Source organism: Luteitalea pratensis (assembly GCF_001618865.1).
Classification (GTDB): Bacteria; Acidobacteriota; Vicinamibacteria; order Vicinamibacterales; family Vicinamibacteraceae; genus Luteitalea; species Luteitalea pratensis.
This window is the reverse complement of sequence record NZ_CP015136.1, coordinates 2,773,983-2,799,742: the sequence shown is the minus strand read 5'-3', so window position 1 is coordinate 2,799,742 and position 25,760 is coordinate 2,773,983. Positions and strand designations below refer to the sequence as shown.

Sequence of the window (25,760 nt, the reverse complement as noted above, 5' to 3'; positions counted from 1 at the left end):
ATAGCGTTAGGCATGCGGACGCTATCGCATCTGTTCGAGAACAATCGTGCCTGGGCTCTTGGGGTCAACGCTCGCGATCCGGATTTCTTTACTTCCCTCGCGAATCAGCAAGCTCCCCGCTACCTCTGGATCGGCTGCTCGGACAGCCGCGTGCCGGCCAACCAGATCCTCGGCCTCGCGCCGGGCGAGCTCTTCGTCCACCGCAACGTCGCCAACGTCGTCGTCCACACCGACCTGAACTGCCTGTCGGTCCTGCAGTACGCCGTCGATGTGCTGCAGGTCGAAGACGTCATGGTCGTCGGCCACCTTGGGTGTGGTGGCATCCGGGCGGCGTACACGCAGGCCTCGCTGGGACTGATCGACAACTGGCTCCGGCACGTCCAGGACGTGCGCGAACAGCATCGGACGATCTTCGACATCCCGGGACCCGAGCGGGAGCAGGTCAGCCGGCTCTGCGAGCTGAACGTGATCGAGCAGGTCCGCAACGTCTGCCTCACCAGCATCGTCCGCGGCGCCTGGCAGCGCGCGCAGGAGGTGTCGGTGCACGGCTGGGTGTACGACGTCGCCGATGGCCTGCTCCGCGATCTGGGTTGCACGGTCTCAGCCGATGACGAGACGAGGCCAGCGTGCGAGGAGGCAGCCGCACAGGTCGCGGCACGGGCCGCGGCTGCTGCCGGCGCCTGAGCGACGCTTCTAACCGACGATGCGCCGCGCAAAGAAGAGCGTGCCGGCTGGGGCCGTGTCGTAGTACGGCGCAACGGCCGTGAAGCCGGCACTGCGATACATCGCGATGGCAGCGTGCATGGTGGGGAGCGTATCGAGTCGCACCTCGGCGTAGTCCAGGTCGCCGGCCGCGGCGAGCACGGCATCCAGCAGCGCGCGCCCGAGACCGAGGCCGCGCGCCGCCGGCGAGACGTACAGCCGTTTCATCTCCGCGACGTCACCCTGCAAGCGCCGAAGGCCCACGCAACCCAGGGGCTCGCCATCGGCGCGGCGCGCCAGCAGTAACACACCAGCCGGCGCGGCGTACTGGCCGGGTAGTGTCGCGAGTTCGGCGTCGAACCCCTGGTAGTTCAGGTCCACACCGATCGACGAGGCGTAGGCCCGGAAGAGCGCCGCCACAGCGCTCACGTCTGCATCGGTGTCTGCGATAGCGATGCGCAACGCAGCGTCCTTCATCGGCGGGCCGTTCGGCAGGCTCTCGCGCGCATCGAGCCCAGCGACGCGCGCCGTGTCGTCAGCGGTCGGCAATGCGGCATGCCAGCACCGGCTTGATGTCGAGCACCGGTGTACCGTCGATCGCCTCGAGTCCGTCGACGTCCACACGCCGGCCGTCCACACCGGTGACGGTCACGTCGTGCAAGCCGATCGGGTTTGGACGATCGGGCGAACGCGTACTGAACACGCCTTGCGGCGGACGCGTGCGGACCCTCGGCTGGACACGCAGCGTCGACCGGTCGGTGCGGTCGAGCCACGTGATCAGCACGATCCGGTCGCCGACGGCGAGACCGTCCAGGCCTTCCCGCCACTTCGGATCGAGTTCGATCGACGCGGGCGGCGCGCCCTCATCGGGCTGGCGGGGGGCGCCGGTCCGCGAGGAGAGCGATGAACGGACGATGCCAATCGGTTGCAACAAGATGTCGGTCATGAGTGCGTCCAGCCTATAGCTCCAGGCGCTCGCCCGACGTCGTCTCCTGAGCGCTGGCGCCGGGTGCGCCGTACAAACGCCAGCGAGCGGCCGGTCGGCTGCGTGCCTCGTCTGCTTCGCCGCGGGCGCTGACGACGCGAGGTGAGTCGACTCCTCGCTGCAAGGAAGCCATCCCGTCCGTCAACGCGAGATCAAGTTCGCCGCATCGTGTCCGGTGTGCCGTCCGAGGAAGGCCAGCTTCCGCCCGTGTGGGTGTCGGTGGACATGCCGGCGCTCGATTCCCGATACACGGCTGCCATGCCGCCAAACGCAATCTAGATCGCCGTCTCGAAGCGTAATTGCGCCAGTCACGGGTGTCTTTCCGACCGTCGTCCCGTTCTTGCTCCCGAGGTCTTCCAGTTGCGCGCGCACCCCGTCGATGGCGATGCGCGCGTGGCGTCGCGAGACACCTGATTGGTCGAGCCAGACCTGCGCCTCGGGATCGCGGCCGACGACGTTGAGCCTCGCTCGCCAGCGCCTGCAGCAGGTCGAACGCTTTCGGCGTCAGGTGGATCGCGGCGCGCCCGCGCGTCAGGCGACGCGACGCCGCATCGAGCACAAAGGGACCGAAGCGAAGCGTCGATCGGTCCCTCCTGGAATTCTCCGGATTCTCTCCCGGTTTGCTCATGACCTGACCGAGGGGCGGAGCGCACGATCGGCGCGTCGATACGCGTCGCGGAGCGTTCGGGTGCTCCACACTCGATGGGCTCGGACCGTGTCAAGGATACGCCCATCGCGACTCCAGGGCGTCGTTCCAACGAGGAGGGTAAGCCTATGGTCCCGCAGTCCGAAGACCGTGCATGGCCGCATCGGCACGCCAGCCGCGGACTACCAACACTGGCGCTGGCAGGCATGGCCACCCTGCTTGTCGCGCCGGCGGCGAGCGCTCAGCCCTTCGGCGAGTGGTCGCCGCCCGTCAGCATCGACCCGGGCCGGCAACTCGTCAACACGCCGGGGAACGACGGCTGCCCCATCGAGGCCCCGGATGGACTCACGCTCTTCTTCGCGTCCACTCGCACCGACGACCCCCAAATCGCGCCGGACCTCAACATCTGGGTGGCGTATCGTGCCAGCGAGGACGTCGCCTGGAGCGAGATTGAACGGCTGCCCTTGCCGGTCAATTCCGGAGCGAACGAGTTCTGCCCGACACCGCTGCCAGGGAACCGGTTGCTGTTTGTCAGCACCCGTGCGAACGAGTGCGCCGGCGTGACGACGAACTCGGCAGACATCTACTTCACGCGACAGCACCCGGTTCGCGGGCGGCTCACGCCGCAATCGCTGTGCAACGTCAACAGCACGCGGGAAGAATTTTCGCCGGCGCTCGTCGAAGCCGATGGCGTGACGATGCTGTACTTCTCGAGCAATCGCCTCGACCCACTCCTCCACAAGATCTACGTGAGCGTTCTGGACGAGGATGGCACGTGGGGCATGCCAAGCCTCGTGGACGAGTTGAACCAGCCCGGCGCGTACGATGCAAGGCCCAACGTCCGGAAGGACGGACTGGAAATTGTCTTCGACTCGAATCGCAGCGGATCGGCAGACATCTTCACGTCCACGCGCTCGAGCGTCACGGAGCCGTGGTCCGCTCCCCGGCCCGTGGACGCGGTCAACAGCGGCGTGACCGAATCACGCCCCTCCATTTCTCGAGACGGCACGCGTCTGTATTTCGGCTCGGCACGCGCGAATGGCCTCGGCAACGTTGGAACTGACATCTTCGTGTCCATGCGCTCGGGCCCGGGGAAAGAACAGCCCTGACCCGCATTGTCCCAGCCCGCTCGACGCGGCCCGTCGAGTGGGCACCTCACGTCCGCGGGCGGGACCGTTCCCTCAGCTAGCGCGCTGCCGCGAGTCGCCTTGAGGGCGACATCGCGACCCAGGCGCGGGTCGCGCCCGCGATACACCTCGCCCATTCCGCCCGCGCCGAGCGAGGCCGCGACCTCGAACAGGCCAATCCGGCTGCCGATATCCATCGAATCGAAGGTCCTGCCATCTTCTCATTCCTCTGGCATGAACCTGATTGAGACCGGTCGTGTTCAAGGTCGCCGCTGAACTGGGGCCACTGGCCAACAGTCGAGGGAAGCCCCAGGTCGGACCTCTTGCAGGCAGGAACTGAATGGTGCCCCTCGCGTCTAGGCGCGCCGGCGCGCGAGCACGATACCGAGGGCGATGAGGATCGAGAGCGCGACGACGAGCGGAGCGAGGTGACGGCCCTTCTCCACCACAGGTGGCCGTCTGCCGGCGAAGGGCCGGAGGTCGCCGTTGCCGAGCAGGACCAGCGACGCCCACGCCGAAGGCGGCCGCCCTGCCGCACGCGCCTCATCGCGGGTCGCCTTCAGGGCCGCCGACAGCGACACGCCCTCCGCGAGGTGCCGATAGAACGTGTCGAACAGCACGGCCGCGTCGGCATCGCGCAGCGGCCACCGGGTCCCGATCACCGCGTGTGCGCCCCCTTCGAAGAACGCCCGAGCGAGGCTCAACACGCCCTCGCCGCTGAGGACGGCACCTGCGGCTGTCTGGCACGCCGAGAGCACCACGATGCTTTCCTCGATGTCGAGCGCCGCGATTTCCCTGGCCTGCAGCAGCCCGTCTTCGGCGGGCCCGCCAGCGGCCAGCAGCACCGCAGAGCGCTCCGGGTGGGCCTCGTCGGCTACCGCGTGCGCGGCGAAGTGCAGGACGTCATACGTACGCAGGTCCCTGGCTTTCACATTCCTCTCGGATGCCTTCTCGCCGATGAGCACGTCCACACCGGCTACGTGGTGCGCGATGGCGCTGCTCTCGTCGCGGGCGTGAGGGAGTCGGCCGAGTCGCACGCCTCGCAACGGCGACGGGTCCGCGATCGGCGAGCCGCGATCCCCGATCCGCGATCCGCGATCCGCGCGTTCGGCGCTGCCGGCCAGGGCCGGATCGGCGAGGACGAGCATCCGGCCCGTTGGTGTTCGACGAGGCCTCGCCCGTCCCTGCAGCCAGAGCGTGGCTGACGGCGCGAGGACGATTTCGTAGCGCGCAGCGAGCGGCGGCGCCTCCCGCGACGACTGCAACGCCTCGAACGGAAGATGATGCAGGACGCCATCGGGCACGATGACGAGCCGATTGATGCCTGGTGGCAGCGACGAGACGGCGTCGGACAGCAGCGCGTCGTACAGGCTGATCGCCGCAGCGGCCGCACCTCTCTGGCTACTCTCGAGCAGTCCGTTGAACATGGGGACGGCAGGCGCCAGGCGCGCGCGGTCTGGAAGGCGGTAGATCGTCCGGCTGTCTCGTGTCGCAACCAGCAGCCACGAGCCACCTTCGTCCTCGCCGGCGTAGCTCTCCCACAGGCCGACCTGGAACGACAGAAGCGCCTCGTCAGGGCCGAGCGCGGCTTGCACGGCATCGAGGCTCGCAAAAGTGCGCGGCACGTCACGCCGATCGGGAAACGCCATGGCCACCTGTCGCCGTGCCTCCTGTTCCCTGCGCTCCAGGACGTCGAGTTCCTGCAGGTGTCGCGCGCGTCGCTCCCCGCCCACACTCCCATCCATCAACACACGCTGGACCGCGGCGATGCTCTCCAGCACGGCCCGTCGGGCAGCGACCGCAGGGTGCCCCGGATCGAGGGGCTGGCGAGATGTGTCGAGGACGTCGAGCAATGAACGCGCGCGCATGCGCTCGGTCACCGAGAATGCCAGCGCCACGTCGGGATGGTCTTCTCGCAGGAGACGTCCCGACAGCCAGTAGTAGTCCCGCGTCCAGGATGAGAAGAGGTCGGCGCTGGTCCTGGCATCGTCCTGGAGAGCCCGAAGCGTTTCCACGGTACCGATGGCGGCGAGCGAATCCCTGATGGCCTCGTCGTGCGATCTGGTAAGCCAGCTCACACGCATCTGCCGGCCTGCGCTATGCGCCTGTGTACGCGGATTGTTGTCGCGCGAGGTGGCCTCGACGGCTCTCTGTCCAGCCGCACGTGCCGCGCGGGCGTCGGCGGGCGCCTCGAGTGTCGCCACGATCCACGAACAGGCCGCCTCGTCGGCGGGCTGCCGGGCCTCCGCCGCCAGCGTGATGCACTGCTGGGCGTGCCGCAGCGCCTCCCCGTGCGCCCGGTCGTCGAACGCCATCAGGTCCGCGAGCGCGCGATGGCTCTTCACCGTCACGTCGAGGTTCTGCCCAGCGACCGCGGTTGCCAGCGACCGTTCAGCCATCGCCGTCAGGCGATCCCTGGCGCCTGGCGTAGGCAGCACCGCCTCCATCGCCTCCGCCGTGTTGAAGATGTTGTAGCGCGCGTTTGCAAGGACCAGTGGCTCGCCCTTCGCCATGGCGAGCGTCTCGAGTCGCCGGTAGGTGGTCAGCGCCTCGTCCAGCCGTCCCATCCTGAACGACGCGGCGCCCAGCGCGATGAGCAGCGCCCGCTCACGCAGGTACGGCGGGTGCTCGGGCAGGATGTCCTGCGCCTGCTTGAGCAAGCGATACGACACACCAAGATCGCCGCCCGTCTCCTGCACGTACGCGGACTCGAGTATCCAGGCCTGTGCCCTGACCAGCGGGTCGCCCACACTCGCGGCCAGGGCGACCACGCGATCGACTTCGCGTCGTGCGTCTTCGACACGCCCCTTTGGCCGCAGGAAGTTCGCCAGATTCGTGCGGGCTTCCGCCTCGCCGGCCACATCGCCGGCGGCCTGAAAGGCGCGTGCGGCACGGCGATACAGGACCTCAGCGCGATCGGGATCGCGGCTGCGGTGGATATGCCCGTAGGCAAGCACGAGCCACGAGTTGTCCGGGTGCTCGGCGATCAGGTCGTCGAAGATGCGGGCACCCTCAGCCCAGAGGCGCCGTTCGAAGGTGACACGATAGAAGCAGTAGGCGGACTCGTAGTCCCGGGGCGCGCGGCGAAACTGCTCCTGGCACACCGCATAGGGGTCAGCGGGTGCCTGCGCGGCGCCGACGGCCGAGCACACGACGGTCGCCGCCGTGACGGCGACTCGCGCGACAGTCGCGTGTCCGTACCACCGCATCGCGAACGCCCGTCATCCCGGGATGCGGCCCTGCCCGGCAGGTTCGGCACAGAGGACGGGCAGCTCAGCCCTGAGGTCATCGAACCCCTCGAAGGTGCCAATGAACGTGCGGCGGTCGCTGAGCGTCGTCAGCGTCGAGAGGGATTCGAACGTTTCGGCCTGCGGCCGGAACAGGTCTGTGCCGGTGTACACGAGCGAAGCGGACTGTCCTGGCTGCAGCCAGACACTCCGTGCGGCGACCTCGTTCCCCTCCCGATCGATGATCCTCATCAGCACGAGTCCGGCAGGGGCGCCCTGGATGTCGTCCAGCGACATATGAAATGCCACCTGTCCTCTGGTGAGTGTCAACGGCCCCCCGGGGCAGTAGCCGGTGCGCTGGGTGCCCCGGGGCGGCCCCTGGGCACCAGCCACGACGCCGAGCATCGACGTCAGCAGCAAAGCCAGTGCACCACGCGTGATTGCAGCGTTCGTCCCCATGGTCAAGCTCCCTCCTTGTGGATACGACAACGTCGCTTGCGTCGCCTCTGAACGGATAACGTCGGCTCCGACCGGACTCCCTCACCTGACGTGTGTGACGAACGTTCGCGACGTGACCCGTTCGCCGTCCGGAAGATATGCGTCCACTTGCCAGAGCACCGTGGTGCCCGGGGGCAGTTCCGACAGCTGGGTTGCCGCTACCGAGAACTCCGCAGCAGCGAGGTCGGCGGCTGTGGCGAGTACGACAAGGTCTTCCGTCGTGACACGGACGCGGTAACGCGACCCCTCCGGGCCGGCCGCCCATTGCAGCCGGAATGCTTCACGCGGCAGCGCGCCGGCGTCTGGCACGCGCGACTCGATGACATATCCGGGTGAGGATCGGAACTTGTCGACCGATTGCTGTTCGCGCAACGACACGAGCCCGATGGTGGTGCCAACCAGGAGCACGGCCGCCGCGGCCACCCACGGTGCCGTCCAGCGTCTCGGGTAGTGCCGGACCGGTGTGTCGGCCGCCTCTGCCGCGGTGCCCTGTGATGCTCGCCACATCTCGTGCGCCACGCGCCAGGCCTCGGCGTACGCCGGAGTCGTGGCCATCTGGTCGACCAGGGCGCGCCGCTCCTCGGGCGGCAGCTCGCCCGAGATGGCCAGCCAGATGCGCTCGCGATCACTGTCGCTCACCGCGACAGCTGACGAGTCCTCGATCGCCCTGAAGACGTCGGCCAGGCGCTCGTCCGACCTGCGCGTCTCGGTCACGGTCGTATCCCCTTGGCGAGAAGGCATTTTCGAAGGTCTGCCAGGCCGCGGTAGACGAGGTTCTCCGTCTGCTTGACAGCCCAGTCGAGGATCCTGGCCGCCTCCGGCACCGTGTGTCCCTGGAGGTGGAGCGTGGCGGCGAGTCGCCGTTCGCGCTTCATCTGCGACAGGCAGTCCTGGATGCCGCGGCCGATCTCCTTCGATGCCGCCGTGCGCTCGGGATTCTCCTTCGACACCGCCAGTGGCGCGACCGCATCGTCCTCGAGATCCGTCTCGGGGTGACGTCGCAGCCGCCGGATCTCGTCGACCAGGACGCTGTACGCGACCCTATACAGGTAAGACGTCGACAGGGGCTCGTTCACCTCATCGGACGAGGACCGCTTCTCGGTGATGCGCATGACACGCATCACAGCGATTTGCACGAGGTCCTCGCGGCGCTGCGACAACCACCCCGGACACAGACGCGCGACGGCACGGACCACGTCCCGGCGCAGCGTGTCGTAGTCGAGGTGGGCGTTTCCGTGGGACACAAAGCACCCCGCGGCGAAGAGACTGGTCGGACGCGCAGCACTGGACGGATGCGAGCCCCAGGGCTCAATCCGACTCACCTGCTGAGGACGAGCGAAGCGAGATTACCTGACTGAACGGGATTCCGCACCACACGCCTGCAGCCTGCAGCCTGCGGCCTGTAGCCTGCAGGCCGTAGGCCTCAGCCTGCACGATAGTGCTGTCCGGATACCGCAGCCGTGACGTTCTCTTCAAGGAGGGACGCGAGGCTCTCATGATCGTCGCCACGGCCGTTGACGCCCTCCATCTCGGCTGTCCGTACTGCTGATCACAGGCAGGCGCACGCGTACAGGTACATGGTTGCCACCCGGGCGGATGTTGTGCTCCCGCATGCGGAGCCGCGGGTCCGCCCGTCGCCAAGGCATTGGCAACGTGCGCAGGAGCCTGTCACGCGCGATGGTGGCCGACGGGCGCGACATGACGCATGAGGCGCGTGTTCACGGTACCGAAAGGAATGGCACATGAAGAACGAACATCTCATCGAGCTCGCGGAATCTGCGCGGGCGATCGGCGCGCTCGCCGAGGACGAGCAAACGTTTACTCGAGCCGTCAAGGCGTTCGAGGCGCACGATCGCGAAGCATTTCGCGGCGCGCTGGAGCAACGACGACTGCGCCCGCATTGTCAACGCATCTGTTTCTGGTTGTGCATCTGGCGCTGCGTGCGCGTCGTTCGCCTCATCTGCCAGGAGGTTCCGACGGCGCCCCCCACTCCCGCAGAGATCGTCGAGCTGTCCAAGCTCCTGCAGCCCCTCCGCGACAACGCCGACTTGCTCAAGCGCCTGCTCGACGCCATGGACCGCGGCGACACGCAGTCGCTCGCCACGATTGCCAGGGATCTGAAGATCCAGCGCTTCTGCTTCTTCGTCTTCCTCTGGATCTGCATGCTTCGATGCCGCAAGTTCTGCGTCACCGTCTGCACCGGGACACGCCTGGAGCCCGAGGAAGATCCGCTCGGCGAGATTCGCGACTGGCTGGACGGCCTCGCCGCCGTGGCCAGGGACGAAGCGACGCTCACCAAGGCGTTCGATGCCGTTCGCAAGCAGGACGTGAAGGGCTTCCGCGCCGTCCTGCAGGGCGTCCGCGTGCTGCGCCTCTGCATCATCCTCTGTCGCTTCTTCTGCTACTGGAACTGCTTCCGGCTCTGCTTCATCGTCTGCCGCGAGTTCCCGAGAGTCGATATCGAGATCCCGCAGCTCCGCGAGTTCGCCCTGGCGCTGACCCGGCTGGGACGAGACGAAGGGGCGCTCAAGAGGCTGAACGAGGCGTTCGTCCGCGAGGATCCTGGTGCCTGGGGCACGGTGATCGAGGAGCTCAAGCTGTCGCGCTTCTGCTACTACGTCTGCCAGTGGATCTGCTATACGCGCTGCGAGCTGTACTGCTGGATCTTCTGCCCGCCGGGCTGCCTGACGACGTTCCGCTACATCGGCGGCTACAACATCCTGACGGGGATCAACGCCGCGACCGGCCTGACGACCGACAGTCGCGCCTTCTATGAGTCCATTCGCCTGAACGGCATCCTGTGCAAGCAGCATGGCGGCGGGCCTGCCGAGTACCGCTTCGAATACATGGAGCTTCCCGGCGGTTCCTGGACAGCAGTGCCGACCGACTGGATCGTGCGGACCGTCATCGGACAGTGGCAGAGCACCGTGCCCGCCCCGCCTGACGATGTCAAGCCGTACGCCGTGAAGGGAACAGCGCCCAACGACATGGTCGCCGCACTCACCGCCGACGGGTGGGTACAAGTCCCGCAGGAAAGCAACGTCAACGACGCCGGAGGCAACTTCGCGCCGAATGGCAATCTCCTCATCCTCGACACGACGAAGATGGCGAGCTGGCCGAACATCGCCATCACGGCACACGCCGGTCAGAGCACCACGCCGCCCGCGGAGGGCGAGGACAAGTTCTTCGGGCTACGGCTGCAGGTCCGACGCGTGGGCATGCCGGCCACTGAAGTAACCGCCGGGATCTGCGCGAACCTGGCCATCTACAACACCCACTATGACGACGTGATCCACAAGGGCTCGTGGGCGCCGCAAGAGGTGGACAATCAACTCGCCGTCGTGATGGTCGACGTCGAGGAGATCGGCACGGGCTGCGCGAAGATCACCAACGCGCTCACCATCAAGTACACGGCCGCGCATCCGAACCTCGGCGCGGTGTCCATCACCATGGATGGGCCCGGCGGACCGTATCCGGCGGCGCTCACCGACGACGCGGCCGCAACGGCCACCGACAAGTTCGGTACCGCCAGCGTCGGTGTCAACGTCGCGAACCTCGACAAGTGCGCGTATCTGGTCAAGATGTCGGCCACCATCCTCCTGACTACGGGGGAAACCGTGCCGACTGACGTCCTGGACGAGGTCGCGTTCTGCAAGTAGCCGTGTGGTGCCGCGTCGATCCGGCCCGAACCCGGGAGCGAGTCGACGCGGCTGCAGGGCTGCATAGCCAGCCTACAGCCTGCCGCCTGCAGCCTACAGGAGCTGTGGACCGTAGGCTGTAGGCCGTAGGCTGCAGGCTGTAGGCCGTAGCCCGTTAGACTCTCCCCCGTGCCGACTCGATCCCTCGTGCCGATTGTCCTCGCGCTGGCGCTGACGCCCTTGCTGGCACAGGAGTCGTCGCCGCGTCAGTCCAGCCGCGAGCGGATGGGCGCGGACCTGGAGTTCCTCACGTCGCCACCCGTGGACGGTCGGGCCTCGCTTACGCAAGGCGCCGACGCCGCCGCCTGGTTCCTGGCCACGGAGTTGCGCAAGGCGGGCCTGGCGCCAGCCGACGGGGCAACGTACCTGCAGCGGTTCGACCTCGTTGCGGTTCGTCTCGATCGTGATCGCTCATCGGTCGTCGTGCGACAGGCGGGCGACCAACAGCGCTTTGCCCCCGTTGCCGTGTTCTTCCCGGACCCGACGCGCGAGATCGACCTCGCCCTCGACGTGGTGTTCGCGGGCTACGGCGTCACCGCACCGGAGTTCGGCTACGACGACTACGCGGGCATGGACGTCCGCGGCAAGGCAGTGCTCGTCTTCGATCACGAGCCGCAGGAAGGCGATCCCGCCGCGGCGTTCCACGGCACTGGCCTGACGCTGCACGCCGGCGTCTGGACCAAGACGTGGAACGCGCAGCAGCACGGTGCCGCCGCGCTGCTGGTGGTGACCGAGCCGGTCAATGCACATCGATCGTCGCCAAGGCCCGCCGACCGCGCCAACGCACCGCCGCAGGCGCTGGCGACAAGCGAGCTCCGCATTCCGCGCGTGATCGTGCCAGCCGACGTCGCCACCACCCTGCTGAAGGGCACCGGCCACACACCCGCTGACTGGCAGCGGCGCATCGACACGGCGATGCGGCCGGCATCCCAATCGCTCGATGGCGTAACGGTGGCTCTCCTGGCCGTCAACGAGACCTCGCGGGTGCAGGCGTCATGGAATGTCGCCGGGCTCCTGCCTGGCAGCGATCCGAGCCTGCGTGACGAGACCATTCTCGTCACCTCGCACTACGACCATCTCGGGTCGCAAGGGGGCAAGACGTACCCGGGCGCGAATGACAACGGATCCGGGACCGTCGCGATGGTCGAAGTGGCCCGCCTGCTTGCCCGCACTCGTCCGGCGCGCAGCGTGCTCTTCGTGTCCTTCGGCTCGGAAGAACAATTGATGCTCGGGTCGTATCACTACGTCGCGCACCCGCTCCGTCCGCTGGCCACGACCCGCGCTGTGATCAACCTGGACATGATCGGTCGCAACGAGGAGCACACGCCGGAGAGCCTCGGCGCCTACGAGATCACGGCCGGCCGATCCGATCAGCTGAACCTCGTCGGCGCGGCCTACAGCCCCGAGCTCGCCGCGCTGCTGCGCCACGAGTCGACCGGTGCGGGACTGGCGCTGAGCGACAAGTTCGACCACGACTCGTCGATGCGCACGCTGTTCCGCTGCGATCACCTGCCCTTCCTGCAGAAGGGCATTCCCGCGGTGTGGCTCTTCGGCGGCTTCCATCCGGGGTATCACGAGCCGGTGGACACCATCGATCGACTGGATTTCGACAAGATGGCACGTGTCGTCCGCCTGACGGTGGACGCGGTCCGTGCGCTCGCTTCGACTGCTACGCCGCCGCGTTTCCGCTATCCGGCTGGGGGCGGGAATGAGGGCGTTCCCGAGTGACGGGCGATGTCACGGCATGTCGCCGCGACGGGAGGCAAGCGTGTCACCTTGGTTCCAGTTGTCGCAGCGGTCGAGGCGCACTACCGCAATGCCGCGACCCGGCGCCGGGTCACTTTGCGGACGCCACCGGACCCGGCCGCGGGCTTCCTGACAGCGGGCCGGTCAGCCTGACTGGCTGGCTGCAGTGCGCCGCGCACCGCCCGGTACGCGTCGACCACCCGCGCGCCAGCCTTGTCGCTGCGCGTCGCGTGGGCCGTATCGGTGAGCAGCTTCCGGATGGCAGCCGGCTTCAGCGTCGGATCGACTTGCAGCAGCAGCGCCACGACGCCGCTGACGATCGCGCAGGCCCACGACGTTCCCTGCATCTGTGCATAGCCATCGGCGCCGGAGGGAACCAGCACGTCTCCTGGCGCCATGATGTCGACCCAGTCGCCATGGCTGGTCCACTGGGTGGGTTCGCCGTCGATGCCCACGGCACCCACGGCAAGCACCGACTCGAGTGCCGCGGGATAGATCCGTGTCTCGGATCCCTGGTTGCCGGCCGCGGCCACCACGATCAGCCCTGCCTCAACCGCATCGGTGATGGCGTTCGTGATGACCTGCGACTCCTTCGCGGAGCCCAGCGACAGGCACAACACCCGGGCACCGCCAAGGACGGCCCGGTCGATCGCCGAGGCGATGCTCGCGTTCGTGGATGTGTAGTTCTCGTCCAGGACACTGATCGTCAGCAGTTCCGCGCCCGGAGCGACGCCTTCGAAGTCGTCGCCGGCCCCGGCGATCAACGCGCTCAACACGGTCGTGTAGTCGTCTGGCGTGTTGGCCGACGCACGACCGTCGGTCGCCACCGAGGTGATGGACACGCTGGTCAGCGCCGCGTGACTCTCGCGCGGGCGGCCGGCAATGATCGCCACCCGAACGGGTTTCGGATCGGCAATGAGCTCACGGGCGCTGCCCACATGCAACTGTTCGAGCCAGTACAACTGTTGGTGGCGCTGATTGACTCGACCCGCGACCCCGTCGCGACCGCGTGCCGCGGGACGTGGTCGATCCGAAGGCACGACGCTTGCCGCCGTCAGATCCCCGGGCGCCACCGGCCGCACCGGACTGGCATGCTCGAGGAGCCACGGAAACAGGCTCGTCGCCACGACCAGGCCGAGCTGATCGGGCGTGGTGAACACGTCACGCGTCGTCGAATTCTCGAGGAACTTGCGGAAGTCCGCGAGGCTGCGGACGTCGCGCCAGACACCGAGCGTCTCGGCTTCCGAGCCCGCCCGCACGAGGCGATCCTGTTCCCTGGCGCCGGTCCATGGTGTCGTCGGGTCGATCAGGAAGGCGTAGACCGGCTTGTTCGTGTCGAGGGCCCACTGCACTTCCCACCAGGTGATGCTTCGCCTGCCGTCGCCGCCGTCCTTCTTGGTCGGCACCCAGCCGTACCGATGGCCGACGATGACGATGAGCGCGTCCGATCTGGCCACTTCCTGCCGACACTCCGGCAGCGGCTTGTTCGGTTTGGCACCGAACGTCTCCATCCTGACGACGAACTGTCCGAGGCGCCCGAGGGTGTCGGCGACGGTACGACGGTAATCCTTCAGGTCCTCGGAGGTCGAGGAGAGAAAGATGTCCAGCACGTGTCTCGCCATGCCTCTCCTCCGCCCGAACAGAACGCTTCAGTCGGCGACATCGTACAGCACCGACTGGATCGGTGGCCACCAGCGCCAGCATCGTGTCCGGGTCTGGGAGCGCCCGGCCGGCCGCCTTCACGACGTCCTGCGGCAACGTGTCGTAGAACTCCTTGTTCTGCTCGTACGTCTGCTCGGCGATGTCGGGCGGCATCATCTTCGAGCGCGTTCCAAGGCAGCCGCCGTCCTCTTGCTCGTCTTGGCCATGCGTGTTTCTCCTTGCGCACCACTCGGGCGCATGCGGTTGAATGTCGTGGGTTCGAGCAGTCTCCGCCTGCGGCCGTCAGCTCAGCCATGTCGCCAAAGCCGACCGACGCAACATCGTCGTGTACCATCCCCCGGTCAGGAGTCGCTATCATGACAACGCGCCGTCTCTCGATTGCGCACGGCGTCGCCGCCGCGTTCTTGCTGTCGGGCTCGACCGACATCACGTCGGCGTGCGAGTCGCCGAAGAGCACCATGGAAGCCACACCGTCAGAAGTTCGTGCGTTCTTCAAGGGCCAGGGCAAGATGGTCCTGACGTTCCTGGGTTACTCGGGCGCCGGGTATGAGGACGAGGCAGCCCTCTTCAGGCACGCTGCCGCAGTCCTCGACCAGTACTCCCCCACCACCACGATCGTGAACATCGGCGCCACGCCTGACGGGATTGGGCGCGTGTACGAACTGGCCAAGCAGCGTGGTTTTTCGACGAGTGGCGTCGTCTCTACACAGGCACGCGAAAGCAACGCGTCCGTCTCGCCCTGTGTCGACCATACCTTCTACGTCCGAGACTCGTCGTGGGGCGGAGTGATTGAAGGCACTGACCAGTTGTCTCCGACGTCGGCAGCGATGGTGGATGTCAGCGATCGTCTCGTGGCCATCGGCGGCGGCGAGGTCGCGCGCGACGAGTTGGTCGCCGCACGCCTGGCCGGCAAGGACACCACGTTCATCGCCGCGGACATGAACCATCGGATTGCGATCGAGAAGGCCGCGAAGAAGGGCGCGGCGCCGCCGACCGACTTCCGCGGTGCCGCTGACGCTGCCTTCGGGCGCGACGCCCGCGTGAAGCGTTGACGGCAGCACTGGCTACCCCGCGAAGCTCGCGAGATAACGCAGCGCGCTCACAGCCGATCCATCGCGGGTACCCCCGACGCCGCGGGATCATGACGAGCAAGCACTGGCCGTGCTCGATACGTGACACTGATTGAGCGAACGCCAGATTCGCGGGAGACGGCCATCCTGCATCGTCGCCAGGCGTCGTCTCAGGTCTCAGGACACGAATCGGCGCAGCGCCCGTGCCGCTTTGCGCTGTCAGCGTGTGGAGCCCGGTGGACATCCTGGGCAGGGCCCACCGCCGTGATGGCGGTGCTGAGTTTCAGGATGTCGCGGGCACGCGAGCACGACGCAGCAGGAGCCAGAGCGCGATCGCACCGAACAGCGCGGCGACGCACAGCAGACTCGTCAGCAGCACAGCGACCCGCCAGAATGTGTAGTCGACGAGATTCTTCAGACCGGCGAGCGACGTGTCGACTGCGCGGGTCTTGATCGCATCGATCTCGGCGATCGCCTCGATCCGCTCCTGGCGCAGGGCGGCCACGAGCGCCAGGCGCTCCTCGCGGATCGCGGCGACGAGCGCGTGCCGTTCCGACGTGACGAAGTCGAGCGACTCCAGCCGCTGTTGATCGATCCCCGCGAGGACCGCACGCCGCTCGACTTCGAGCATCGCGCGTTCGACGTCGAACAGGCGGTTGAGGTCGCTGAGGACGCCGGAGGCGCCGCGGGCGGCGGCGCCGACGTCGTGGATGTCCGGGATCGTCCGATCGATCGCGAGAGCGGTGGCGATCTCGGCCGTCAGCTCCGATGCGAGAATCTCACTGTGCCACCGCGCCTGCTTGGGCAACTGCGTGGCATACGTGTTCAGGCGCTCGGACAGATTCTCGAGCGTGTCGGACGCCGAGCCCACCGCCAGGAACGCATCCCGCTCGTCGGACTTCAACTCGGCAAGGACGGAGGAGCCCGACGGGCGGGAGCCGAAGGTATGGGCAATGGGATGTGTCCGGGCCCAGGTCTCGACCTTGCCGCGCGCCGAATCGAAATACTCCGGCTGGCTCACGACGGACCTGAGCACCGTATCGGCGTCGGCAATCACGTCGCGGGCCGCGGCCTGCACCAATTCCTGCTGTGCGCCGAAGAGATCGCGGCCGGCGCCGGTCTGCACGTACGCGCCGAACTGGAACGCCAGAACCCAGACGTCAATGGCCGCGGCGAGTGGGTCGACGCGATACCCGGCCGTGTACACCGCGGGGATGACGTCCACCTTCAGCGCAAGGGCACGCCGGCGGGCGTCGACCGTCTTGGTCTCTCCTTCGATGCGGTCTGCGCTCTCCTCGATCCGTCCGGCGAACCGATCGGCAAGGTCGTTGACGCGGGCGCGCAGCACGGCGGCGCTCACGCTGACCTTGCCGAGATTCTCCATGATGTCGGTCTGGCGGCGCGTGACTTTCGGTGCGCACGCCGGCGTCCCTACGCCCACGAGGAGCGCGACGACAATCCACGCCACGACGGCACGGAGGTCCCGCTTGGCGTACGTCCCGTCTTGACATGGAGGCATCAGACGCGCAAAGCATCCCTCGGCCGCCAATCGCGCGCCCATTACGACCTTGGTCGCAGAACCCGACACGCGTCACTGCGACCTGTCGAACACAGGCGCGAGTCGAGGGCCGTTTCCGAGTACTCGGGGCGCGGCGACAGGCACCCTCGCGCGAGGCGGGACCCGCCCCCGAAATGTGGGGGTGACCTCCGACATGCCGGGTTGATCCAATCTCGACAGGAGATCGATGGCTCATGGTTCCGGCCACATTTTGTGCACTTGATGGTCGGCGCCTGCTGGCATGCGGCCTGCATTTCTGAGGCCCGAAAGTCGTATGGCGAGATTTCGGGGCTCTGACCAGAGTGGCCAGTTCAGACCGGGTGTGTGTGAACGGCTGAGGTGGCATCGGACTTCTGGCCCAGGGCGGACGCGCCCGCGGCGCAACGAGGAGCACACATGAGACAGCTAGTCATAGGGACCCTTGCAGTCGCACTCCTGTTGTCTGTGCCACGGGCGGCCATGCCCCAGGCCAGGACACTGAAGTCGGAGATGAAGACGGAGTCGGGTGTCGTCGAGGCGGTCGATGCGGCCAGCCGCGCGGTCACCTTCAAGAAGGCCGATGGCACGTCGGTGACGGCTGTGGCCGGACCGGACCTGAAGCGGCTCGCGGAGATCAAGGTCGGCGACAAGGTCACCGCCAAGTACTACGAGAACGTCATCATCCGCCTGAAGAAGCCGGGTGAACCGGATGTCGCGAGCGCGGCGAAGAGCACGACCGGTTCCGCACAGGAATTGCCGGGTGGGACGAAAGCCAAGCAGAAGACCCTCACCGTGGCGATCACGGCTGTCGACACGGCCGCGTCGACGATCAGTTTCGACGGCCCGAACAACTGGAAGTACACGTCGAAGGTGCAGGATACGGCCGCCCTCGCCAACGTCAAGGTGGGCGACAAGCTCGACATCGTCTGGACCGAAGCGATGCTGGTGTCGGTCGAGCGCCAGTAATTCACGTCTTACCGAACTCCTGGCAGCGGCCTCGCGACGGGGCCGCACGTCTCTGGATGCCAGGACCGTCCTCGGGCTGCGGACCGTAGCCTGGCAGCAGACACCGCAGCGGCAAGGTGGCCGCATCCGCGCACCTGACGCGCCTTTCTTCGCGCGCCGGTGTGGATGCGGCCGACGGGTCTCTTTCACACCTGGCAAGCCGGAACCTCAATCGCTCGACAACCAGCAAAGGAAGCGGCCGTGGTTTCTAAGTTCTCTGCCGAGCTGCTCGGCACGTTCTGGCTCGTTCTCGGAGGGTGCGGCAGCGCGGTGCTCGCCGCCGCGTTCCCGGACGTCGGCATCGGATTGCATGGCGTGTCCCTGGCGTTCGGGCTCACCGTGGTCACCGGGGCATACGCGTTCGGCCCGATCTCCGGAGGGCATTTCAATCCGGCCGTGTCGATCGGCCTGTGGGCGGGGGGCCGCTTTCCGACGGCCCTGCTGTTGCCGTACATCGTCGCGCAGGTGGTTGGTGGTGTCGTCGGCGCCGGCGTGTTGTACCTGATCGCGAGTGGCAAAGCGGACTTCAGCTTGGCCGGAGGGTTTGCCTCCAATGGCTACGGCGCGCACTCGCCCGGCGGCTATTCCCTGGCCGCGGGGCTGATCTCCGAAGTCGTGATGACGTTCATGTTCCTGCTGGTCATCCTCAACACCACGCACAAGCGCGCCCCGGTGGGGTTCGCAGGACTCGCCATCGGCCTCGCCCTGACGCTGATCCACCTGATCAGCATTCCGGTGACAAACACGTCGGTGAACCCGGCACGCAGCACAGCCACGGCGCTCTTCGTCGGGGGCTGGGCCATTCAGCAGCTTTGGCTGTTCTGGCTGGCTCCGGTGATTGGCGCCGCATTGGCGGGCGTCACCCACACGCTGGTCCTCGAAGGTCCCGCCGAAGAACCTCCGGTGAGCGGACGCGCCGGCCGCTAGGCGCGTCACCCTCCCGCCACCGAGGCCCGCCGGCAGCCGCAGGCTGCTCTTGATTGAGCAGCCTGCGGTCCCGCCACGCCGCTCACGACAGGTAAATCCTACCCTTCATCCCACGAACTGGGTGGACCACCGCATTTCGGAGGATTCTCCCGTCCTTCGGAGTCTTCCCGGATTCCCGAGCCTCCGGGCCGCCCCGATCGCGTGGAAATCCGATGCTCCAACTGTGGCGACTGCGACGCCTCCGTCCGGGCCCTGGTGGCACGCGAGGTGCAGCACTGTTGCTGTAGCGAGGTATTTCAGCGTAACGTCTCGCATCCGCGATCCCATGGCTTCGCCTGTTGAAGATCCGCATCCAGTCACGGATGCCGCGCCACGCACACGGCGGAGCTTTGCCGCGGCTGAACCCGCCGCGTGGCTGATCGGCGTGGCGTGCGTCGTCACTTTCGGTGTGCTGCACGTCGACCGCGTCCTCGGAGCCCGGTATGAAGTGGCCCGGTTTGCGGCGCTGCAGGCACGGGAACCGCTCACCACGTCGACGCCGGATCTGACGCTCTGGGAGCCCAAGCGCATCGCTGCCTGGCGCAGTGCCCTACGGACGCCCGGTCCGGCATCGATCGGCGTCCTGCGGATCCCGAAGTTCGGCCTCGAGGTGCCGGTGCTGCCGGGCACCGACGAGGTCACCCTCGATCGCGGTGTCGGCCACATCGACGACACGGCGGTGCCAGGCACGGACGGCAATATCGGCATTGCGGGCCACCGTGACGGTTTCTTCCGGGGCCTGAAGGACATTGGCGTCGGCGACGTCATCGAACTCGAGACCCACCACGGAAAGGAGGTCTACCGCGTCCAGCGTACCTGGGTCGTGTCGCCCGACGATGTCTCGGTGCTCGACGCCACGCCCACCCGTTCGCTGACGCTGGTCACGTGCTACCCGTTCTATTTCGTTGGCCCGGCCCCCGAACGGTTCATCGTGCGGGCCGAGCGCCCCTGATTCGATGGCCAGGTCCGGAAGTCGCTGAACGCCTCGCTCGCGTCCCGTGGAGCGGTGACCAGGTGCTGTACTTGCCCCGTGTCGGCACGACACGCGGGTTTCTCATTTGGGAGAAGGAAGGAGCAATTGATGACACGCGCAATGACTCGGGTGATGTTCGGTGGTGCACTCCTCTCGCTGGTGTCGGCAGTGGCCGTGGCCCAGCCGACGTCGACGTCGCAGACCTCGACGAAGGGAGCCGCGACCGCCAGGACGCAGACCCTGAGCGGGACTGTGATCCAGGTGGACGGCAATACGGTGGCGGTGAAGATGGCATCCGGCGAAGTGCGGATGTTCACGCCCCCGCCCGACCGCCGCTTCATCGTCGACGGCAAGGAACTCAGGGTCGACCAGTTGGCGGTGGGCACGCGACTGAAGGCCACGGTCACGGAGACGTCCACGCCGGTGACCGATCGCACGGTGCAGTCGCTCGAAGGGCGGGTCTGGTATGCGGCCGGTCCGACCGTGATCCTGACCTTGCCCAACGGCCAGAACCGCCAGTACACGGTCGCGGCTGATTCCCCGGTGAAGTTCACCGATGGCGACAACAAACCGATCACCGTGTTCGACCTCCGCAAGGACATGCTTGTCAAGGCGGTGAAGATCACGGAAGCGCAGCGCGTCGAACTGGCGAGCAACGTGGCCGTGACCGGCACGGCCCCGACGGCCGCGGGTGCGGCTTCGGCTCCCAAGTCGGGGGCGTCCGCGGCGGCGCCAGCAGCGGCGGCGCCAGCGGCGGCGCCAGCAGCAGCGGCGCCAGCGGGAGCGTCCGCGGGGGCGTCCGCTGCGCCGGCAAAGACGCTGCCCAAGACGGCGACCCAGCTGCCGCTGCTGGGCCTCACCGGGATCGCGTCACTGTTGACCGGACTGTCACTCACGGTCCGTCGTCGTCGCGCGAACCGCTAATCCTGCCAGCACTTACCCGGGCTGCGCTCGTCACTCGACGGGCGCAGCCATTCGGGCCGAGGGTGTCGCGGCGCCCTCGACGGGACATCATGCACCACGCCTCCAGCATCGGTCCGCTGCCCTCGGCTCTCGGCATGAGCATCCTGCTCTGCCTGGCCGGCGCACTGCTGCCAGCCAGCGCCCTGGCGCGACAGTCGCAAGGGAGTCAGTCCGCGGCCACCGTCATCACGTGCGTCTCGACCAACGCCGAGCGCAAGGTCTGTCCCGCCGATACCGCCGCCGGTGTGGCGTTGCTTCGCTCGACGGGCCAGGGCACCTGCCTGCTGGGGAAGACCTGGGGCTATGACACCGCGGGCATCTGGGTCACCGAGTCCTGCGGCGGCGAATTCGCCCTTGGTGCCACCGCCGAGGCGACCGGCGGCGATGAGTTCGTGGGCACCTTCGAGCCCTATGGCCAGCTGCGTACCCACCTGGCTGCATACGACGACACCGCCGAAGTGCAGGACAACGCCACCCGCGTCGGGATCAACTTCCGGACACGCGGCAGCGTGAAGATGTTTGCCGGCACCGAGTGGGGCGTGAATCTGGTGCAGAGCGACACGCAGTTCAACTTGTCGGCATCAGGAAACGGAGACTTCGGCGTCGTCGAGACCGACACCAGCCCGGTGTTCATCGCACGCCTCGGGTTCATCGGTGTCGATTTCGGACCCGTCGGCCGGGTGGCCATCGGCAAGCAGGGCTCGGTCCACTACGACATCACCAGCTATACGACCGACCGGTTCAACGTCTTCGGCGGCCAAGGCACGTCAACCTACGTGGCGGGTACCGATGGCGGCGCCACCGGAACGGGTCGCGCAGACCGGGTCGTGAACTACCGCAACACCCTGTTCAAGATCCTCGACGTCGGGGTCCAGGGGCAGTTCCGTGGCGGTAAGGAGTCAGACGGGGCCGGCGGCTCAGTGCAGCTCACCGTCCTGCCCGGCGTGAAGTTCGGCGGCGCCTACACGCACACCAACTGGTCTCAGAACACGCGTAACCTCGTGCAAGGCCTGCGTGGCGATGGCGAGTATGCAGCGCTAGGCACGCGCATCGACTGGCGAGCGTTCCAGATGGGTCTGGTCTACTCGCACCAGGACAATGGCGACATGGTGCAGGTGCCGTTCGAGGACATCGTCACGCCTGTCGCGTTCGATGCCGACGGCGTCGAGTTGTTCCTTCAGGGAAGGATCAAGCGCCTCGGCCTGATTGGCGGCTTCACGTACCAGGACCCCAAGGTGAGAGATACGCTGCTCGATCCCGACTTCAACACGAAATACGCCATTCTCGGGGCCGAGTGGTTCGTGGCCAGGACCGCGAAGATCTACACCGAGAGCAAGATCGATCTCGACAGCGTCTCCCCGACGGGAGCGTCGGGCGACAGCGTGTTCACCATCGGCTTCCGCTACGACTTCGCGTTTCGCGTGAGTCACAAGTAAGCCAGAGGAACCTGCGACGCACTGCGCGGCTTGCGGCGTCGGCCTGCCCGGCAGAGCAAGACGCGGCATCAGCACGCCCCGTCGTGGACCTGCTGATGCCAACGACGCCGGCGCGCAGCTCAGTGCGAGCCGTGGACACTCTGCATCGCGTACTCGTTCACGTAGCGCGCGATCGCCTCGCCGTTGCCGTCACTGGCCCTCACCGTGCTCGGATAGTGCATGCCGCCCCAGACGCGGGCGTCATTACCATCGGCCCGAGCCTTCGAAATGCTGGTGTAGGTTCGACTCGGCTGCGTACTCGTGGTCAGGGTGAATGTCTGCGCGTCATCGAAGTAGCTCAGGAGGACGGTCGCTGCCGCGCCATTCTGGCTCGGATGTCCTGCCGGGAACTCGGGGTGCGAGGGCGTATTGACCAATGGCAGCCAGTCCGCATCAGCAGACGTCGCCGGATTGCCGTCGCTGTCGGCAAGGGGTATCGCCGTGACCGGTCGCCAGGTCACCTCGGACGCGTCGGCGCCGTAGTGCCGCTTTGCACGCCAGGTCGCAAATGCCGTGTCCGCCATCGCGACATTGAGCACTGCGAGCAATCGGACGCTCTCGGACAGCGAGAGGTCGTTCGCGCGCGCGATCTGGTTCGCGGCCTGATTCCAATGCACGCTGGCATTGCCCTCCCAGAACACGGCCAGGGCCGTCTGGTCCGCAGTACGCGTTGAACCGATCCTGCGACCGAGTGCCTTCACGGCATCGAAGTCCTCACCGTAGGTCGCACTGGTCAGTCCGCGCGGCGGTCCTGGATCGAATTGCGCGAGGCTCGGCAGGACGAACGCGGCGGTGAACGCAAGCCCCTGCGCACTCATCGGCCCGAATGCGGGAGGTGTCGGTCGCCACTGCCCGACCGTGGTCCCACCGCTGAACGACGGATACGGTTCTCCAAACCCATCGGTCGAGCGCCAGGCCAATATCCCCAGCGCCACTTCCATGCCCCACGCGACTCCGAGCTCGCGCGAGCGACCACCATTCCCGTCATCGTCGCTGAGCGCCGCCAGCGACGCAGAGTAGATGAGTTCCAGGTCGGCCTGTCGGGTCGGGAACAGCTGTGCCAGCGTCGTGTAGGCGGCGGCGACGACGGCTGCCCGGCGCGACGCGCCACGCGGCGCTGTGCGCTCCTCGTGAATCCGTGTATAGCGACGTTCGATGCCGTTGTACGCATCGAACATCGCGGAATGGACGATCGCTCCGAGGCGCTGGCTAAACGCGTTGGCCGTGTTGGTGGCAATGAGCGTGTCGATGAAGATCTGGTTCCACTCGAGCGCCTGGTTGGCGACGAGAGAATCAGCGGGCCGGTCGGCAGTCGCAACGGGCGTGCATGCAAGGACGCCGATCAGGACGGCCCCAATCGTGGAACAGGTGTGATGTGGCATCGTGCTCTCCCTTTCCGGTGTGCGGGCGGGCCTGACGAGGCGGCCGTCAGACTTCCGCGCGGCAGGCCGGATCGTGCGGCGATACAATCCGCCCACGAACCGCTCGCCGCAGTGACCGTACCCGCGCCGGCTGTTCCAGGTCCTTCGGCGGGCGCTTCGTTTTTCTTCGGAATTGTTCCGGCGGCCCACGATGAGCGAGAGACAGTGCCACTCGTACGAGTTCGGGCCGTTTTTCGTCGATGTCGACAAGCGACTCCTCTGGCGCGACGGTCATCCGCTGCCGCTCCCGCCGAAGGTCTTCGAGACGCTGCTCGCCCTCCTCGACAACCGAGACCACGTGCTCACGAAGGACGAGCTGCTGACGCAGGTCTGGGGTGACACGAACGTGGAAGAAGGTGGGCTTGCCAGGAACGTCTCGCTGCTGCGGAAGGCGCTCGGCGAAAGGCCGGACGACCACCAGTACATCGTCACGATTCCAGCCCGCGGGTACCGGTTCGTCGCGAAGGTGCGGGAGGTGGCGCGGGGTGTCCCGCCCGAACTGCCGTCGCGGCCCGACGGAGCGGGCGTGCCACACGACGCGAACACGCTCCCCGCTCCCGACGTCGCGGCAAGGGAGCGCACGGGGGCCGGCCGCTGGCTGCTCGTTGGCGCGATGATCGTCCTGGTGCTGGGCGGCGGCCTCTACCGGATGCACGTGTCTCGGGCCGACACCAACCTGCCCGCCATCACGTCGCTGGCCGTGCTGCCTCTCTCGAATCTCTCGGGTGACTCGGCTCAGGATTACTTCGCCGACGGCATGACCGAGGCACTCATCGGCAACCTCGCGCGCATCCGGGCCCTTCGCGTGGTGTCACGCACATCCGTGATGCGATTCCGTGACACGCGGAGAACACTGCCGGAGATCGGCCACGCACTGGACGTGGACGCGGTGATCGTGGGGTCGGTCCAGCGCACCGACCAGCGGGTCAGGATCAGCGTCCAGTTGGTGCACGCGTCAACCGATACGCACCTGTGGGCACGCGAGTACGAGGGCGATACATCGGATGTGCTGAAGTTGCAAGGAGAGGTGGCGCGCGCCGTCGCCGAAGAGATCCGCGTTCACGTCACTGCCGAGGAGCGGGCCAGGATGACATCGGCGATCGCGGTGCCTCCGGCGGCCCATCAGGAGTATCTGGTCGGTCGCTACCATCTCTGGAGATACGACGAGGACAGCTTGACGCGGGCCATCGCCCACTTCGAGCGGGCAACGCAGATCGATCCCACCTATGCCGCAGCGTACGCCGGGCTCTCCCACGCCTGGTGGGCGCGTGGCGTGTACGGGCCGGCCGGGCCGAAGGCGATGGAAGCGCCGTCGCGCGCGGCCGCGGAAAAGGCCCTCGCCCTTGATGCGAGCCTTGCCGAGGCGCACGTCGTGCAAGCCGACATCAAGCGTCTGTACGACTGGGATTGGACCGGCTCGGAGGACTCGATTCGCCGAGCCATCGCACTCGATCCCAGCGATGCCCACGCGCACTACACCTACGCGCTCCTCCTGTGCCAGCTCGGGCGCTTTCACGAAGCCATCGCCCACATCGAGAGCGCCGTCCGTCTCGACCCGTTGGCCCCTGCCATCCAGATGAACTTTGCGCGAATCCTGTACCGTGCACACCGGTACGACGAGGCTGTGCATCGCCTGAACCTCGCGCTGGAACTGGAGCCGGGGATCGCGGCAGTACAGACGCTTCTCGGCGACATCCATACGCAGACGGGTCTGTACGCGAAGGCGCTCGACGCGTATCGGAGGAGTGGCCTCGAGGCCCGAGGCATCCCATGGCGACTCGCCCGCCTCCATGCCCTTCAGGGCAGGCATGAAGAGGCCCGCCAATTGCTCGCGCGCCTGTCCCCCGCCAGGCCGACGAACCCTTCCGTCGCGGCTGCCGCGTACGCCGCGCTGGGCGACAAGGACACGGCCTTCCGCTTGCTCTTCACGATGGAACGCGGCGACACATTCAACTACGTGAAGGTCGATCCGCCACTCGAGAGCCTCCACTCCGATCCACGCTGGGGCGAACTGCTGCGGAAGATGAACCTGGCGCAGGGTGAAGGTCCCCCGTGACCC

20 protein-coding genes and 1 pseudogene are annotated in these 25,760 nt (G+C 67.1%); 11 read left to right on the top strand and 10 right to left on the bottom strand.

The window, feature by feature from the left end:
- The first annotated feature begins 12 nt into the window (after nt 1-12).
- Nucleotides 13-684 (top strand): carbonate dehydratase, encoded by a 672-nt coding sequence (can, locus tag LuPra_RS11500; RefSeq protein WP_110170872.1) that lies wholly within the window; start codon nt 13-15, stop codon nt 682-684.
- Nucleotides 685-693: 9 nt separating this feature from the next.
- Here the strand turns inward: can and LuPra_RS11495 are convergent, their stop codons facing one another.
- The 3 genes and pseudogenes from LuPra_RS11495 to LuPra_RS34410 all read right to left on the bottom strand — a co-directional run.
- Entirely contained in the window at nt 694-1,251 is a 558-nt protein-coding gene (locus tag LuPra_RS11495) for a GNAT family N-acetyltransferase (protein ID WP_234800841.1), read from the bottom strand.
- On the bottom strand, nt 1,238-1,648 hold the full coding sequence (gene tsaA, locus LuPra_RS11490; protein WP_110170871.1) for a tRNA (N6-threonylcarbamoyladenosine(37)-N6)-methyltransferase TrmO: 411 nt from the start codon (nt 1,646-1,648) through the stop codon (nt 1,238-1,240). Before tsaA ends, LuPra_RS11495 begins: the two co-directional genes overlap by 14 nt.
- 180 nt (nt 1,649-1,828) lie before the next feature.
- Nucleotides 1,829-2,131 (bottom strand): annotated as a pseudogene (locus tag LuPra_RS34410) (FHA domain-containing protein); the annotation flags it as partial.
- A gap of 408 nt (nt 2,132-2,539) precedes the next feature.
- Between LuPra_RS34410 and LuPra_RS11480 the strand changes: the two are divergent.
- On the top strand, nt 2,540-3,442 hold the full coding sequence (locus LuPra_RS11480; RefSeq protein ID WP_157899025.1) for a PD40 domain-containing protein: 903 nt from the start codon (nt 2,540-2,542) through the stop codon (nt 3,440-3,442).
- Between the two features lie 374 nt (nt 3,443-3,816).
- Here LuPra_RS11480 and LuPra_RS11475 read toward each other — a convergent pair whose 3' ends face one another.
- From LuPra_RS11475 to LuPra_RS11460, 4 genes are all read right to left on the bottom strand, one after another.
- Nucleotides 3,817-6,669 carry a CHAT domain-containing protein gene (locus LuPra_RS11475; protein WP_110170868.1) on the bottom strand — a complete coding sequence of 951 codons (2,853 nt, stop codon included), beginning with the start codon at nt 6,667-6,669 and terminating at the stop codon, nt 3,817-3,819.
- Nucleotides 6,670-6,681: 12 nt separating this feature from the next.
- Entirely contained in the window at nt 6,682-7,146 is a 465-nt protein-coding gene (locus LuPra_RS11470) for a hypothetical protein (RefSeq protein ID WP_157899024.1), read from the bottom strand.
- Nucleotides 7,147-7,227: 81 nt separating this feature from the next.
- Nucleotides 7,228-7,899, bottom strand: a complete 672-nt coding sequence (locus LuPra_RS11465) for a hypothetical protein (protein WP_110170866.1) — start codon at nt 7,897-7,899, stop codon at nt 7,228-7,230.
- Nucleotides 7,896-8,429 carry an RNA polymerase sigma factor gene (locus tag LuPra_RS11460; RefSeq protein ID WP_110170865.1) on the bottom strand — a complete coding sequence of 178 codons (534 nt, stop codon included), beginning with the start codon at nt 8,427-8,429 and terminating at the stop codon, nt 7,896-7,898. The genes LuPra_RS11465 and LuPra_RS11460 overlap by 4 nt, the downstream gene beginning before the upstream one ends.
- Nucleotides 8,430-8,927: 498 nt before the next feature.
- On the opposite strand from LuPra_RS11460, the gene LuPra_RS11455 reads away from it, so the two are divergent.
- Complete coding sequence (locus LuPra_RS11455) at nt 8,928-10,844, top strand: hypothetical protein (protein WP_110170864.1); 1,917 nt, start codon at nt 8,928-8,930, stop codon at nt 10,842-10,844.
- A 168-nt stretch (nt 10,845-11,012) separates the two neighbouring features.
- Entirely contained in the window at nt 11,013-12,611 is a 1,599-nt protein-coding gene (locus LuPra_RS11450; RefSeq protein ID WP_157899023.1) for a M28 family peptidase, read from the top strand.
- Between the two features lie 80 nt (nt 12,612-12,691).
- On the opposite strand, the gene LuPra_RS11445 is transcribed toward LuPra_RS11450, so the two are convergent.
- Nucleotides 12,692-14,251 carry a S8 family serine peptidase gene (locus LuPra_RS11445; RefSeq protein ID WP_110170862.1) on the bottom strand — a complete coding sequence of 520 codons (1,560 nt, stop codon included), beginning with the start codon at nt 14,249-14,251 and terminating at the stop codon, nt 12,692-12,694.
- 396 nt (nt 14,252-14,647) lie between these two features.
- Here LuPra_RS11445 and LuPra_RS11440 point away from each other — a divergent pair, with 396 nt between their 5' ends.
- Nucleotides 14,648-15,343 (top strand): hypothetical protein, encoded by a 696-nt coding sequence (locus LuPra_RS11440; RefSeq protein WP_110170861.1) that lies wholly within the window; start codon nt 14,648-14,650, stop codon nt 15,341-15,343.
- Nucleotides 15,344-15,644: 301 nt separating this feature from the next.
- Here the strand turns inward: LuPra_RS11440 and LuPra_RS11435 are convergent, their stop codons facing one another.
- The gene (locus LuPra_RS11435) at nt 15,645-16,880 is read right to left on the bottom strand and encodes a hypothetical protein (RefSeq protein WP_157899022.1); all 1,236 of its coding nucleotides are present in this window, start codon (nt 16,878-16,880) and stop codon (nt 15,645-15,647) included.
- 435 nt (nt 16,881-17,315) lie between these two features.
- Between LuPra_RS11435 and LuPra_RS11430 the strand changes: the two genes are divergently transcribed.
- From LuPra_RS11430 to LuPra_RS11410, 5 genes are all read left to right on the top strand, one after another.
- Nucleotides 17,316-17,864, top strand: coding sequence for a hypothetical protein (locus tag LuPra_RS11430; RefSeq protein ID WP_157899021.1), 549 nt, complete (start codon nt 17,316-17,318; stop codon nt 17,862-17,864).
- Nucleotides 17,865-18,104: 240 nt separating this feature from the next.
- A complete protein-coding gene (gene aqpZ / locus LuPra_RS11425; protein WP_234800840.1) occupies nt 18,105-18,830 on the top strand; it encodes an aquaporin Z in 726 nt (241 codons plus the stop codon).
- A gap of 325 nt (nt 18,831-19,155) precedes the next feature.
- Nucleotides 19,156-19,821 (top strand): class D sortase, encoded by a 666-nt coding sequence (locus tag LuPra_RS11420; RefSeq protein WP_110170857.1) that lies wholly within the window; start codon nt 19,156-19,158, stop codon nt 19,819-19,821.
- Nucleotides 19,822-19,950: 129 nt separating this feature from the next.
- Nucleotides 19,951-20,766, top strand: coding sequence for an LPXTG cell wall anchor domain-containing protein (locus LuPra_RS11415; RefSeq protein ID WP_110170856.1), 816 nt, complete (start codon nt 19,951-19,953; stop codon nt 20,764-20,766).
- 89 nt (nt 20,767-20,855) lie between these two features.
- The gene (locus LuPra_RS11410) at nt 20,856-22,241 is read left to right on the top strand and encodes a DUF3011 domain-containing protein (RefSeq protein ID WP_110170855.1); all 1,386 of its coding nucleotides are present in this window, start codon (nt 20,856-20,858) and stop codon (nt 22,239-22,241) included.
- 119 nt (nt 22,242-22,360) lie between these two features.
- Here the strand turns inward: LuPra_RS11410 and LuPra_RS11405 are convergent, their stop codons facing one another.
- Complete coding sequence (locus LuPra_RS11405) at nt 22,361-23,662, bottom strand: vanadium-dependent haloperoxidase (protein WP_110170854.1); 1,302 nt, start codon at nt 23,660-23,662, stop codon at nt 22,361-22,363.
- Nucleotides 23,663-23,852: 190 nt separating this feature from the next.
- Here LuPra_RS11405 and LuPra_RS11400 point away from each other — a divergent pair, with 190 nt between their 5' ends.
- Complete coding sequence (locus LuPra_RS11400) at nt 23,853-25,757, top strand: tetratricopeptide repeat protein (protein WP_110170853.1); 1,905 nt, start codon at nt 23,853-23,855, stop codon at nt 25,755-25,757.
- Nucleotides 25,758-25,760: the final 3 nt, after the last annotated feature.

What these genes read in the sequence shown, in the direction of transcription:
- LuPra_RS11445 (WP_110170862.1), bottom strand. Translation starts at nt 14,251, where the DNA reads ATGGCGAGACACGTGCTGGACATCTTTCTCTCCTCGACCTCCGAGGAC.
- LuPra_RS11415 (WP_110170856.1), top strand. Translation starts at nt 19,951, where the DNA reads ATGACACGCGCAATGACTCGGGTGATGTTCGGTGGTGCACTCCTCTCG.
- LuPra_RS11440 (WP_110170861.1), top strand. Translation starts at nt 14,648, where the DNA reads ATGACAACGCGCCGTCTCTCGATTGCGCACGGCGTCGCCGCCGCGTTC.
- tsaA (WP_110170871.1), bottom strand. Translation starts at nt 1,648, where the DNA reads ATGACCGACATCTTGTTGCAACCGATTGGCATCGTCCGTTCATCGCTC.
- LuPra_RS11410 (WP_110170855.1), top strand. Translation starts at nt 20,856, where the DNA reads ATGCACCACGCCTCCAGCATCGGTCCGCTGCCCTCGGCTCTCGGCATG.
- can (WP_110170872.1), top strand. Translation starts at nt 13, where the DNA reads ATGCGGACGCTATCGCATCTGTTCGAGAACAATCGTGCCTGGGCTCTT.
- LuPra_RS11435 (WP_157899022.1), bottom strand. Translation starts at nt 16,880, where the DNA reads ATGCCTCCATGTCAAGACGGGACGTACGCCAAGCGGGACCTCCGTGCC.
- LuPra_RS11480 (WP_157899025.1), top strand. Translation starts at nt 2,540, where the DNA reads ATGGCCACCCTGCTTGTCGCGCCGGCGGCGAGCGCTCAGCCCTTCGGC.
- LuPra_RS11405 (WP_110170854.1), bottom strand. Translation starts at nt 23,662, where the DNA reads ATGCCACATCACACCTGTTCCACGATTGGGGCCGTCCTGATCGGCGTC.
- LuPra_RS11420 (WP_110170857.1), top strand. Translation starts at nt 19,156, where the DNA reads ATGGCTTCGCCTGTTGAAGATCCGCATCCAGTCACGGATGCCGCGCCA.
- LuPra_RS11400 (WP_110170853.1), top strand. Translation starts at nt 23,853, where the DNA reads ATGAGCGAGAGACAGTGCCACTCGTACGAGTTCGGGCCGTTTTTCGTC.
- LuPra_RS11455 (WP_110170864.1), top strand. Translation starts at nt 8,928, where the DNA reads ATGAAGAACGAACATCTCATCGAGCTCGCGGAATCTGCGCGGGCGATC.
- LuPra_RS11430 (WP_157899021.1), top strand. Translation starts at nt 17,316, where the DNA reads ATGAGACAGCTAGTCATAGGGACCCTTGCAGTCGCACTCCTGTTGTCT.
- LuPra_RS11475 (WP_110170868.1), bottom strand. Translation starts at nt 6,669, where the DNA reads ATGCGGTGGTACGGACACGCGACTGTCGCGCGAGTCGCCGTCACGGCG.
- LuPra_RS11470 (WP_157899024.1), bottom strand. Translation starts at nt 7,146, where the DNA reads ATGGGGACGAACGCTGCAATCACGCGTGGTGCACTGGCTTTGCTGCTG.